Annotated in this window: 14 protein-coding genes; 8 read left to right on the top strand and 6 right to left on the bottom strand. The window is 70.2% G+C overall.

Annotated features, from left to right (window positions below):
- The first annotated feature begins 121 nt into the window (after window positions 1-121).
- The 6 genes from ABZ880_RS45635 to ABZ880_RS45610 all read left to right on the top strand — a co-directional run bounded on the left by ABZ880_RS45635 (window position 122) and on the right by ABZ880_RS45610 (window position 5327).
- Window positions 122-1441, top strand: coding sequence for an extracellular solute-binding protein (locus ABZ880_RS45635; protein WP_361276700.1), 1320 nt, complete (start codon window positions 122-124; stop codon window positions 1439-1441).
- Window positions 1438-2361 carry a sugar ABC transporter permease gene (locus ABZ880_RS45630; protein WP_361276697.1) on the top strand — a complete coding sequence of 308 codons (924 nt, stop codon included), beginning with the start codon at window positions 1438-1440 and terminating at the stop codon, window positions 2359-2361. Before ABZ880_RS45635 ends, ABZ880_RS45630 begins: the two co-directional genes overlap by 4 nt.
- Window positions 2358-3263 carry a carbohydrate ABC transporter permease gene (locus ABZ880_RS45625; RefSeq protein ID WP_361276695.1) on the top strand — a complete coding sequence of 302 codons (906 nt, stop codon included), beginning with the start codon at window positions 2358-2360 and terminating at the stop codon, window positions 3261-3263. Before ABZ880_RS45630 ends, ABZ880_RS45625 begins: the two co-directional genes overlap by 4 nt.
- Entirely contained in the window at window positions 3260-4291 is a 1032-nt protein-coding gene (locus tag ABZ880_RS45620) for a LacI family DNA-binding transcriptional regulator (protein ID WP_361276692.1), read from the top strand. The genes ABZ880_RS45625 and ABZ880_RS45620 overlap by 4 nt, the downstream gene beginning before the upstream one ends.
- Before the next feature lie 198 nt (window positions 4292-4489).
- Window positions 4490-4840, top strand: coding sequence for a VOC family protein (locus ABZ880_RS45615; protein ID WP_361276689.1), 351 nt, complete (start codon window positions 4490-4492; stop codon window positions 4838-4840).
- A gap of 76 nt (window positions 4841-4916) precedes the next feature.
- Window positions 4917-5327 (top strand): MarR family transcriptional regulator, encoded by a 411-nt coding sequence (locus ABZ880_RS45610; RefSeq protein WP_361276686.1) that lies wholly within the window; start codon window positions 4917-4919, stop codon window positions 5325-5327.
- Here ABZ880_RS45610 and ABZ880_RS45605 read toward each other — a convergent pair.
- Together ABZ880_RS45605 and ABZ880_RS45600 are read right to left on the bottom strand one after the other, a co-directional pair.
- Entirely contained in the window at window positions 5324-5812 is a 489-nt protein-coding gene (locus ABZ880_RS45605) for an anthrone oxygenase family protein (RefSeq protein ID WP_361276683.1), read from the bottom strand. The two genes, ABZ880_RS45610 and ABZ880_RS45605, sit on opposite strands and share 4 nt — an antisense overlap.
- A gap of 111 nt (window positions 5813-5923) precedes the next feature.
- Complete coding sequence (locus ABZ880_RS45600; RefSeq protein ID WP_361276680.1) at window positions 5924-6520, bottom strand: TetR/AcrR family transcriptional regulator; 597 nt, start codon at window positions 6518-6520, stop codon at window positions 5924-5926.
- A 100-nt stretch (window positions 6521-6620) separates the two neighbouring features.
- Here ABZ880_RS45600 and ABZ880_RS45595 point away from each other — a divergent pair, with 100 nt between their 5' ends.
- Complete coding sequence (locus ABZ880_RS45595) at window positions 6621-7535, top strand: oxidoreductase (protein WP_361276678.1); 915 nt, start codon at window positions 6621-6623, stop codon at window positions 7533-7535.
- Here ABZ880_RS45595 and ABZ880_RS45590 read toward each other — a convergent pair.
- Together ABZ880_RS45590 and ABZ880_RS45585 are read right to left on the bottom strand one after the other, a co-directional pair.
- Window positions 7532-8614, bottom strand: coding sequence for a hypothetical protein (locus ABZ880_RS45590; protein WP_361276675.1), 1083 nt, complete (start codon window positions 8612-8614; stop codon window positions 7532-7534). The two genes, ABZ880_RS45595 and ABZ880_RS45590, sit on opposite strands and share 4 nt — an antisense overlap.
- A 70-nt stretch (window positions 8615-8684) precedes the next feature.
- Window positions 8685-9470, bottom strand: a complete 786-nt coding sequence (locus ABZ880_RS45585) for a helix-turn-helix transcriptional regulator (protein ID WP_361276672.1) — start codon at window positions 9468-9470, stop codon at window positions 8685-8687.
- Between the two features lie 63 nt (window positions 9471-9533).
- Between ABZ880_RS45585 and ABZ880_RS45580 the strand changes: the two genes are divergently transcribed.
- Window positions 9534-10343 (top strand): SDR family oxidoreductase, encoded by an 810-nt coding sequence (locus ABZ880_RS45580; protein ID WP_361276669.1) that lies wholly within the window; start codon window positions 9534-9536, stop codon window positions 10341-10343.
- Window positions 10344-10412: 69 nt separating this feature from the next.
- Here ABZ880_RS45580 and ABZ880_RS45575 read toward each other — a convergent pair whose 3' ends face one another.
- On the bottom strand, window positions 10413-11522 hold the full coding sequence (locus tag ABZ880_RS45575; RefSeq protein WP_361276666.1) for a hypothetical protein: 1110 nt from the start codon (window positions 11520-11522) through the stop codon (window positions 10413-10415).
- A 33-nt stretch (window positions 11523-11555) separates the two neighbouring features.
- Window positions 11556-11969, bottom strand: coding sequence for a nitroreductase family deazaflavin-dependent oxidoreductase (locus ABZ880_RS45570; protein WP_361276663.1), 414 nt, complete (start codon window positions 11967-11969; stop codon window positions 11556-11558).
- Window positions 11970-11985: the final 16 nt, after the last annotated feature.

Below are 11985 nucleotides of genomic sequence, written 5' to 3'. Positions count from 1 at the left end.
TCTCTACTGTGAACGCTCACAGAGAGCATGACAGGTCCCCGCGACGGGCGGGGACCCGGCTCCTGTGATTCGCATGGCAGGTTCCCGCAAGAGGCGGGAACCCAGGTCAGGGGAGAGATCCATGCCCAACACGACGCGTCGTCGCCTCGTGGCATCCACCATCGCCGTCGCCCTCGGCACCACCGCACTCGTTGCCTGCGGCTCGTCCGACAGCGACAGCAAGACCGAGTCCGGGCCGGTCACACTGACGTACTGGGCCTGGGTGCCCGGCATGGACAAGGTCGTCGACCTGTGGAACAAGGGTCCGGGCAAGAAGGACCAGATCACCGTCGTCTTCAAGAAGCAGGCGTCCGGCGACTCGCTGGTCACCAAGATCCTCACCGCACACAAGGCGAAGAAGGCCCCCGACCTGGTGCAGGCGGAGTACCAGGCGCTGCCGACACTGGTCAGCAATGACGCGCTGGCCGACATCTCCAAGGACATCGGTGACGCGAAGAGCAAGTTCGCCGACGGTGTGTGGCAGCAGGTCACGCTGGGCACGGACGCGGCCTACGCGGTGCCGCAGGACATCGGGCCGATGATGTTCTACTACCGCGCGGACCTGTTCAAGAAGTACGGCCTGAAGGTCCCGACGACCTGGGACGAGTTCGCCCAGACCGCCCGAGCACTGAAGAAGAAGGCCCCGGACAAGGACCTGACCACCTTCTCCGCCAACGACTCCGGCCTCTTCGCGGGTCTCGCCCAGCAGGCCGGCGCCAAGTGGTGGACGACCTCCGGCGACAAGTGGAAGGTCGCGATCAACGACGCGGCGACGCAGAAGGTCGCCACGTTCTGGGGCGGCCTCGTCAAGGAAGGCGCCATCGACAACCAGCCGATGTACACCCCGGCCTGGAACAAGGCGCTCAACACCGGCAAGCAGATCGCCTGGGTCTCCGCCGTATGGGCACCGGGCACGCTGACCACGGCCGCGCCCGAGACCAAGGGCAAGTGGGCCATGGCCCCGCTTCCCCAGTGGTCCGCCGGCGAGAACGTCACCGGCAGCTGGGGCGGCTCCTCCGTCGCCGTCACCACGGACTCCGCGCACAAGGCGGCCGCCGCCAAGTTCGCCGCCTGGCTGAACACCGACAGCGCCGCGCTGCAGGCACTGGCCAAGGAGAGCGGCATCTACCCGGCCGCCACGAACGCCCAGACCAGCGGCGCCTTCGCCAACCCGCCGGCCTACTTCTCGAACCAGTCAGACTTCTACACCAAGGCCGCCCAGATCGCGAAGACGACGGCACCCTCCGCCTGGGGCCCGAACGTGAACGTCGCGTACACGACCTTCAACGACGCCTTCGGCGCCGCCGCGAAGAACAAGTCGGACTTCACCGCCGCCCTGGACACGATGCAGGACGCAACGGTCGCCGACCTCAAGAAGCAGGGCTTCGAGGTCTCCGAGTGACCAGCGCACGCCGGAAGTCGTACGGGGTCAAGGGGGCCCCGTACGCCTTCCTCCTCCCCGCAACCATCCTCTTCGCCCTGTTCTTCGCGCTGCCCATCGGCTACGCCTTCTACCTCAGCTTCCGCAAGGTGCACGTCTCCGGCCTCGGCCTGGGTTCGGGCGCCCGCAAGGAGGTCTGGGCCGGCCTGGAGAACTACACGGACGCCCTCACCGACAACGAGCTCGTGGACGGGGCACTGCGCGTCCTCGGCTACGGCTGCATCGTCGTCCCGGTGATGCTCGGCCTCGCCCTCCTGTTCGCGCTGATGCTCGACTCGGAGAAGGTACGGCTGGCCCCCTTCACCCGGCTCGCAATCTTCCTGCCGTACGCCATTCCCGGCGTGGTGGCCGCTCTGATGTGGGGCTTTCTGTACCTGCCGGACGTCAGCCCCTTCTACTACGTGCTCGAGAAGCTGCACCTGCCACAGCCCGATCTGCTCGACGGCGGTCCGCTGTACCTCGCCATGTCCAACATCGCGGTCTGGGGAGGCACCGGCTTCAACATGATCGTCATCTACACCTCGCTCCGGTCGATCCCGGCCGAGGTCTACGAAGCGGCGAAGCTGGACGGGGCGACGCCGTTGCAGACCGCTCTGAAGATCAAGATTCCGATGGTCGCGCCCTCCCTGGTGCTGACCTTCTTCTTCTCGATCATCGCAACGCTCCAGGTGTTCAACGAGCCGACCACCCTCAAGCCGCTCACCAACTCCCTGCCCCTGACATGGAGTCCGCTGATGACCGTGTATCAGGACGCATTCCGCAAGGGTGACATCTACCAGGCGGCCGCCGAGGCCGTGATCATCGCCCTCGCCACGCTCGCCCTGTCGTTCGGCTTCCTGCGGGCCGCAAACCGTCGCCAGAAGCAGGAGGCAGCACGATGAGCTCTCTTGCCGTCCAGAAAGCACCGTCCACAGCGAGCACCAGGCGTGCCGCCCAGGACCGCCCACCGCTGCACCGCCGGATCGCGCTGGTCCCGACGGTCACGCTGTTGATCGGCGCGATCTACACGCTGCTGCCGGTGGCGTGGGTCGCCATCGCGTCCACCAAGTCCGGGCGCGAGCTGTTCTCCACATTCACGTTCCTGCCGGGCACCGGCTTCGCCGACAACATCAAGGAGCTCAACGCCTACCGCGACGGCGTGTACTGGAAGTGGATGGGCAACTCCGCCCTCTACGCCGGTCTGGGCGCCCTGCTGTCGACGTGCGTATCGGCGTTCAGCGGCTACGCGCTCGCGACCTACCGCTTCCGGGGCCGCGAGACGATGTTCAACATCCTGCTCGCGGGCGTCCTGATGCCGCCGATCATCCTCGCCATCCCGCAGTACCTGCTGCTGGCGAAGGCAGACCTCACGGACTCGTACCTGTCGGTGCTGCTCCCACAGATCCTCTCCCCCTACGGCGTCTACCTCGCGCGGATCTACGCGACCGCCGCCGTTCCGGCCGACGTGGTGGAGGCCGGGCGGATGGACGGCGCGAGCGAGTGGCGGATCTTCACGCGGGTCGCACTGCCGATGATGGTGCCCGGCCTGGTGACGGTGTTCCTGTTCCAGTTCGTGGCCGTGTGGAACAACTTCCTGCTGCCGTACATCATGCTCAGCGACGACGAGAAGTTCCCGATCACGCTCGGCCTGTACACACTGCTGGAGCAGGGATCGAACCAGCCGGCGCTGTACACCCTGGTGATCACGGGTGCGTTCCTCGCGGTGATCCCGCTGATCGCGCTCTTCCTGGTCATCCAGCGCTTCTGGAGCCTCGATCTGCTGTCCGGGGCCGTAAAGTCATGACCATGAGCAACACGGGGGGCCGACGCAGACCGCCGACGATCCACGACGTGGCGCGCGAGGCGGGTGTCTCACGGGGCACCGTCTCGCGGGTGCTCAACGGCGGGCACTACGTCAGCCCGACCGCCCAGGAGGCGGTCAACGCGGCGATCCGCAAGACGGGTTACGTCGTGAACCGGCACGCCCGGTCGCTGATCACCGGGCGTTCGGACTCGATCGGCTTCCTGCTGACGGAGCCTCAGGAGCGGTTCTTCGAGGACCCCAACTTCAATGTCCTGCTGAGCGGTTGTACCCAGGCGCTGGCCGCGCACGACATCCCGCTGCTGCTGATGCTGGCGGGCACGGAGGACGAGCGGCGGCGCATCACGCGGTACATCACCGCCGGTCACGTCGACGGGGTGCTGCTGGTCTCCAGCCACTCCGGGGACCGCGTGGCCGAGCAGTTGCGCGAGGCGGGGGTGCCGCTCGTCCAGTGCGGCAAGCCCATGGGGCTCGGCTCCAAGGTGAGCTATGTGGCCGCGGACGACCGGGACGGCGCCCGTGACATGGTGCGCCATCTGCTGTCGCTGGGCCGCCGCCGGATCGGCATCGTGACCGGTCCGCTGGACACCCCGGGCGGTGTCGACCGCCTCGCGGGCTACAAGGAGGTGCTGACCGAGGCGGGCGTCGAGATCGACGAGCGGCTCGTCGTCTCAGGTGACTACAGCCGGGCCAGCGGCGAGGCGGGCACCGAACGGCTGCTGGCGCAGGCGCCGGACATGGACGCCGTGTTCGTGGCCTCCGACCTGATGGCGCAGGGCGCGCTGGCCGCGCTGCGCCGGGCGGGCCGCCGGGTCCCCGAGGACGTGTCCGTGGGCGGCTTCGACGACTCGAGTGCGGCGACGGAGGCCACGCCCGCCCTCACGACGATCCGCCAGCCGTACGACCGCATCAGTGCCGAGATGGTACGGGTGCTGCTGGCGCAGATCGGGGGCGAGGATCCGGCGGCGGTGATCTTGCCGACGGAGTTGGTGAAGCGGGAGTCGACGTAAGGGTCTGTGGTCTGGCCTTCTCTTCGCGCGGGCGCGCTGATCGGCTTCGGCCGGCGGCGCGCTCGTGGCGTGTCGGCCTGGGCACGGCCGGCGGTCGCGGCAACCGGTCAGGATCGAAGAAGCCTCGTCCCGCTCCCCCGCCCTAGCGTGAAACCACCGACGAAATCCGTCGGAGTGACCAGCGCGGAGGAGTACGCCATGACTGCCGGACTCAAGACGATCATCTACCCCGTCAAGGACATCGCCCGGGCCAAGGCCCTGTTCGGCGCCCTGTTGGGGGTGGAACCGTACGCGGACGAGCCGTACTACGTCGGCTTCAAGGACGCCGGGCAGGACGTCGGGCTGGACCCCAACGGGCACGCGAAGGGCATGACCGGGCCGGTGCCGTACTGGCACGTGGAGGACATCCGGGGGCGGCTGGCCGCGCTGGTGGAGGCGGGGGCCGAGGTGCTGCAGGACGTGCAGGACGTCGGCGGCGGCCGGCTGATCGCCTTTGTGAAGGACACGGACGGCAATCTCGTGGGGCTGCTCCAGGACCCGGCCGCCTGACGTTCCCGCCCGGACTGTATGCGCCCGCACTAATTGCACACTCAACGAATGGCCGATTCGGTGTTACCGTGCGGGTATGGCAGCAAGAACGGCCGAAGCCCGGCTGGAGGAGAGGTGGCGGGACATCCTCTCCGTGCACGCGCGCACGATGTGCGAGATCGACCGGGTCCTGCACCCGCACGGCCTGGGCGCGAGCGACTTCGAGGTGCTCGACATCCTCGCGTCCGAGACGTCCGGCGAGGGCGACCAGTGCCGGGTGCAGAACCTCGTGGGACGGGTTCATCTCAGCCAGAGCGCACTGTCCCGGCTGATCGGCCGGCTGGAGAAGGACGGTCTGGTGGAGCGTTCCGTCTGCGCGGAGGACCGGCGCGGCGTGTGGGTCGCGCTCACCCGCAAGGGGCGCGACCTGCACGCCGAGGTGCAGCCGCTGCAGCGTGAGGTGTTGACGCGGATGCTGGGCGGGCAGGCCGTGGCCGACGGTTCCTAGAAGGGAACGTCAATCCGGTCCCGGTGCGCGGCCGCCGCGCCGAGACGGCCGAACGCGAGCGCGATCGCGGCGGTCCGTACGGCATGGGCGATCTGCCAACGATCGTGCAGTTGTGCCCAGTCGGCGGGCGGAGTCTGCGCATGCCGGCTCAACTGCTCCACGTTGATGGGGCCGTTGACCGCGAGGGAGATCGCGAGGGCCAGCAGGAGCAGTGCGAGCGCGACGGCCTCCGGGCGGCGTGCGACGGGTCGCCTCCGTTCCTGGAGGGCCAGCATGGCCACGGCGATGAGCGTCGGCACGAAGACGGCGCCGATGAACCTGGTGAAGACGGTGAACTCGGCCTGGCGGACGCGGACGTACTCCGGGCCGCTCAGCCGTCGTAGCGCCAGTTCGAGGAAGAGCACGGTGACGGCGATTCCCGCGAGCATTCCGCAGCCCAGAAGGCTCACGTGCCGCGCGATCCTTGCCACCGTGGCTTGCGTCATCGCGCACGCTCCCTCCGGGGATACGGGCCCCCTTTGGGTTGACGAACGGAACTGCCGCGGCGTGACGGCGTGAGCGATCCACCGCCGCCCCAGCCCCGGGCGACGGGAGAGCTAGGGCGCACACCCCCGCAGGATGAATGCGATCACGTCGTCCAGTCCGTGTTCGTCCGCCTCTGGGGGCAGCATGCCGGTCACCGCGAGGTCGGCGTAGCCGTGCAGGGTGGCGAAGACCGGGAGGCCGACGCGTTCCATCGGTCCCTCCTGCACCTCTCCCCTGGTCTGACCCTCGCCGATCAGGCGGACGACCAGTTCCGACCAGCGGTGAGCGGCGTCGAGCAGCGCGTGGGAGGCCTCGGGGTCGTGCTTGATCGAGTACATCAGGTCGAGCAGTTCGGCGTTGTCCCGGGCGAAGCCCACATACGCGCGGACCATCGCGTCGACCTGCTTCGCGAACGTCTCTCCGGCGCCGTCCTGTGACGCTGCGAGGACGGTGGTCAGCCGCTCGAAGCCGGTCAGCGCCAGCGCGTCCAGCAGGGCCTGCTTGTCCTTGAAGTGGCGGCTCGGCGCGGCATGGCTGACCCCGAGATCGCGGGCGAGTTCGCGCAGCGACAGCGCGGCCGGCCCCTTTTCCCGGAGCGTCTCCTCGGCCCGGGTCAGCAGCGCGGAGCGCAGGTCTCCGTGGTGATAGCGGCGATGGCGGGTGTGCATGGTCGTCAGTGTATCCGTCATGTTTGTGCCGCCTACATTGTTGTCGCCGTCACCATTGTTGTCATTGACAGCATTGTTGGCACCGCCTACATTGGCGGCCATGGCTACTACACCCAGCAAGTGGAACGTGACCGACATCCCCGACCAGACCGGCCGCACCGCCGTCGTGACCGGCGCCAACAGCGGACTCGGCATCGCCACCGTGCAGGCGCTGGCCGGAGCGGGCGCACATGTGGTGCTCGCCGTGCGGGATCCGAAGCGCGGCGAGGCCGCCGCCGCAGGCGTGCACGGAAGCGTGGAGGTGCGCCGCCTCGACCTGGCCGATCTCGCCTCCGTGCGCGAGTTCGCCGGGAGCTGGCGCGGCGACCTGGACCTGCTCGTCAACAACGCCGGTGTCATGAACCTCCCGGAGTCCGCCACGAAGGACGGCTTCGAAATGCAGTTCGGCACCAATCACCTGGGCCACTTCGCCCTGACGAACCTGCTGCTGCCGCACATCACCGACCGGGTGGTGACCGTGTCGTCCGGCGCGCACAAGATGCCGGGCACCCCGTACATCCACTTCGACAACCTCAACCTCACCGGCGAGTACGCGCCCATCACGGCGTACAGCCAGTCCAAGCTGGCCAACCTGCTGTTCACCCTGGAACTCCAGCGCAGGCTGGCCGAGTCGGGCTCGTCCGTACGCGCGCTGGCCGCGCACCCCGGGTATGCCGCCACGAACCTGCAGAGCCACGACGCGAGTGCGCTGCGGCGCGCCTTGATGTGGGCGAGCAACCGCTTCATGGCCCAGAACAGCAAGGCCGGCGCGCTGCCCACGCTGTACGCGGCGGTGCAGGACCTGCCCGGCGCGAGTTACGTCGGCCCGGACGGCCTCGGCGAGATGCGCGGCGCCCCGACCCTGGTCGGCCGCTCGCCGGCGGCCAGCGACCCGGCCGTCGCCCGCCGTCTGTGGACCGTCTCCGAGGAGCTGACCGGCGTCACCTTCCCGCAGCCGGCCGCGGTCACGGCCTAACCCGCCATCAGGTCGTCCTCGACAGCGGGTGCGAGCCGGTCGAACCAGGCCTCCGTGTCGGCCGGTTGGAGGACGCGGTCCAGCCGGAGGGTGGGCTCCATGTGCTGGAAGACCCGGCCGATGCCCATGCCGAAGGTGCCGTTGGCCGGATGCAGGACCAGCACACGGATGCCGTCGAGCGGCTCGATGTCGGCGGGGATGCCCTCGGGGTACACGTAGGCGCCATGGCCGTCGAAGAGGCGGAAACGGCGTATCGCGGGCTCGCATGGACCCAGGTTGGGGTCGGAGTCGGTCGCCGCCTCGACCCACGTGCGCGCGGGGCGCTCGCCCGCGACCAGCCCCTGCTCGGGATCGCCGATCAGCCGGTCCGCGAGGAGGGTGTGCAGCTGGAAGTTGTCCCCGATGCCGCCCATCGTCAGGGCGTAGCCCCTGCGGGTGCGGGGGTCCAGGACGAGCAGCGGCTCGTCGTCGAGGACCGCGGCCAACCGGCCGACCCAGGCGGCGCGTTGGGAACGGTCAGCGACCGCGGCGGCGTGCTCGCGCAGTTCGGCCTTGACCGGGGCGGCGACGGCGGTCCGGAAGCGGGGGTCGGCAAGGAGAGCGATCAGTGCCTGGAGCCAGTCCTCCATGTCGAACCAGGACATGGCGATCTGCGCCATGCCCTCCTCGTGGAGGCCCTCTTCGGGCCGGGCCAGCTTGCGCAGCGTGTTCACCAGGCGCGTGCAGTTCGAGCTCTTCGGCTCCGGCAGCTTCCTCCACCTGGACGCCCGCGCCCAGAGGTCCGGCACCAGCGCGTTCATGTCCATGGCCAGTGCGGCCCGCTCCGGCAGCACGTCGACCAGGGCCGTGGGCGAGCCGCCCCACTCCACGCACGCTCCCGCCAGCACCACGGTCTTGGCGAAGATGCCGCCCATGCGCGGCAGCCACGGTGCGAGTGCCTCGACGACCGCGGTTGCGCTGTCGCTCCCGCTGCGGGCGGCCTCGGCCAGCCGCCCCAGGGCCTGCTGGTAGCCAGGGCCGGATTCGGCCCTCATCTGCGCGACGAGTTCGTCGACGAGCCGGGAGATCTCTGCGGACACGGCTGGACCGTAGCAAGCCGTCGACACGGCCCGGCAGTCGGCTCCACCGCCCGCGGAGGCAGGTGGATGGTCAGAGCAGCCGTGCGAGGGCGTCCGCGGAGGGGCTGCCGGGAGCCGCCTGGTAGACGATGATCACTTGCTGTTCGGCGCCGCCGACGGTGAGCGCCTGCCGCCGCAGGGCCAGTTCACCGACCTCCGGGTGCACGAACCGCTTGAGCTCGTCGCGGGAGGGCCGTGCGTCGTGCCGCGCCCACAGGCTGCGGAAGTCGTCGTCCGCCTCCAGCTCGGCGATGAGCGACGCGGTCGCGGGATCGCGCAGGTCGGCCTCGGCGCGCAGGGCCGCGGCGGTCTGCGCGGCGATCTCCGGCCAGTCGGGGAAGAGCCGACGCACCTGCGGGTCGAAGAACATGTCCCGGGCCAGGTTGTGTCCGGGCTCGTACATCGGGGCGAGCGCCCGGGCCCACTTGTTGGCGGCCAGCACGTCGAAGCGCCGGTTGCGCACATACGCCGGGCTGTCCACCGCCGCATCCAGCAACTGGTGCACGCCCGCGTCGACTTCGGTGTGTGACGGCCGTACGGGATCCGGGGCGGCGAGCGCGAAGAGGTGCGCGGCGGTGTCGGCGTCCAGCTCCAGTGCCCGCGCGAGCGCCCCCAGCACCTGCGGCGAGGGGTGCCGGTCGACGCCCTGTTCCAGCCGGGTCAGGTACGGCTCGCTGATCCCGGCCAGCCGGGCCAGTTCGTCCCGGCGCAGCCCCGGGACCCGGCGTCGACCGAGGGTCGGCAGGTCGGCGCGCGAGGACGCGACCAGTCCCCGCCGGGCCTTGAGGAACTCCCCCAGCACGTTGTCGCTCGCCATGGTCTCGAAGGTAACCCTCCCGGGGTGCTGGCTGCGGCTCGGCGGCCCCCGCACGGTGGAGACATGACGAAGACATGGTTCATCACCGGCGCGTCCCGCGGCTTCGGCCGGATCTGGGCCCAGGCCGCTCTCTCCCGCGGCGACCGGGTCGCCGCCACGGCACGCCGCCCCGAGTCCCTGCGCTCCCTCGTCGACACCTACGGCGGCAGCGTTCTCCCCCTGCGTCTGGACGTCACCGACCGCGCCGCCGTCACCGCTGCCGTGCAGCAAGCCGTCGACGAGTTCGGCCACCTCGACGTGGTCGTCAACAACGCCGGTTACGGCCTCTTCGGCATGGTCGAGGAGACCACCGAGGCGCAGGCCCGCGCCCAGCTCGACACCAACCTGCTCGGTCCGCTGTGGGTGACGCAGGCCGCCCTGCCGTTCCTGCGCGCCCGCGGCAGCGGACACATCCTGCAGGTGTCCAGCCTCGGCGGCCTGGCCGCGTTCCCGACCCTCGGGCTGTACAACGCCTCCAAGTGGGCGCTCGAGGGGATGAGCGAAGCACTCGCCCAGGAGGTCGGCCCGCTCTGCATCCGCGTCACGATCGTCGAACCCGGCCCTTACGGCACCGACTGGTCCGGCCACTCCGCGGTGCACACCGAACCCATCGCCGCCTACGAGCCGGTCCGTGAGGCACGCCGGGCCGGTGCCACCGCCCGCGCACCCCAGGATCCGCAGGCCACCGCCGACGTCATCCTCGAACTGGTCGACACCGACGACCCGCCCCTGCGGCTGTTCCTCGGCACCTACCCCTATCCCGTCGTAGAAGCCGCCTACCAGCAGCGACTTGCCATCTGGGACGCGTGGCGCCCGCTGGCCGCGAAAGCCTGACCGTCGAGGCGGCGCGCCTTGAGCCGGCAGGCGACAAGGAAGCGGTCGGGCGCTGTCACCGATGCGCACCTAGCCCGACGGCGGCACCCCCGGCCGCCCCTCCCCGGGGCGGCGGTCCGCCGGTCTGCGCGGTGGAATCGGGGCCGAGTCGAAGTCGCGCGGTCCGGTCCACAGGGCCGGCACCGCGTCGCACCGGCGGCACAACGCGTAGGCGGTCGCCTCGTAGTTGACCCGCCAGCCGCGGAAGTGGGGCCAGGCCTCGGCGGTGGGGCGTTCGGCGGGGAAGCCCGCCGCCGCCAGCATCGCGACCGCCGCGTCGAACTCGGCGTAGGTGAGCTGGACGGCGCCGTCCGGGGCGGGGTCCGGGTCGAAGGGCAGGCGTACGGACCGGGCGATGTCCCGCAGGGCCGTGAACCCGGCGCGCAGCACCAGGCGTGCCTCGGGCGGGGCGAGGCGCGGGTTGAGCGCGAGCTGCATGGCCGCGGCGTCCATCACCGCGACCAGGCCGACCAGCCAGTGCCGGTACGGGCGGGGCGAGCGGAAGGCGATCAGTACGGGGTAGGTGGAGTGGCTCTCGCCCATGTCGGAGGCCAGCCGCTCCCAGGCCCGGTACAGCTCGGGCAGCGCGGTCTCGGTGTCGACCAGCCACTGCCTGGCCAGGATCTCCGGCCCCCAGGCGGGTTCCCCGGCCCGGGACTGCAGCAGGGTCACCTCCAGCTCGCGCCGGTTGTAGGCGGCGTACAGCGTCGGCAGGTAGGCGATCTGCAGGGCGATGAGGACCGGACCGGTGGCCGCCGCGAGAAAGTCGACGACGGACAGGCGCAGCCTGGCGCCGCCGGCGAAGCCGAGGGTGAGCAGGCTGGAGCCCGCCTCGCGGAAGGAATTGCCCCAGTCAAGCCCGGACACGGCGTGGAAGAGCAGGCCGTAGCCGACCAGTGCTCCGCCGAGCCAGGTCGCGAGCATGCCGATCAGGATCAGCGGAGCGAGCCAGGTCTGCGCGCGGTCGATGGCGTCGTAGCCGCCGTGGGGTGCGAAGAGCCTGAGCAGACGGCGCAGGAACCACCACAGCCGGAACACCAGCGCCGAGTAGAGGCCTCGGGGCACCACCAGGGTGCGCAGGACGCTGAAGAACATGACCGCCAGGAGCAGCCCGCCTGCCACGCCCGAGATCCAATCCATGCGGCCATTGTGGACCGCTTCACGGGCCGACGATCAGTTGCGGCCGCTCAGGCGGAAGACCGGGTGGTCGGCCGGGTCCGGGAGCGCGGTCAGGACCGCGGAGACCGTGGGCATGCTGCCGTACTTCTCGCGGTAGGCCGCCATCAGGGGCGGACGCTCGGACTCCGGGACCTCTTGGGTGGTGAGGTCCTCGGTGCGGCCGCGGACGGTGAGCCGGCAGTCGGGCGAGGCGCGCAGGTTCAGGGCCCAGTCGCTCAGGCCCCGATAGGAGACGAGGTAGCGCTCACCCTCGTACTCCAGGACGGCGACGGGCACCGTCCGCCAGCGCCCGCTGTGCCGGCCGCGCACCGACAGCCGGGAGACGACGGAGCGGCCGAAGAGCGGTGCGAGGCGGTTGCCGACGTGCCGTTGCATCCAGGGCGGTTTGAGGTAGGTGCGGTCCTTCATGGGTGTGCTCTCCTTC

The organism is Streptomyces sp. NPDC047043, from assembly GCF_040644055.1.
Taxonomy (GTDB): Bacteria; Actinomycetota; Actinomycetes; order Streptomycetales; family Streptomycetaceae; genus Streptomyces.
Note: the sequence above shows the minus strand (reverse complement) of the source record. Positions and strands in the feature narration are given on the sequence as shown.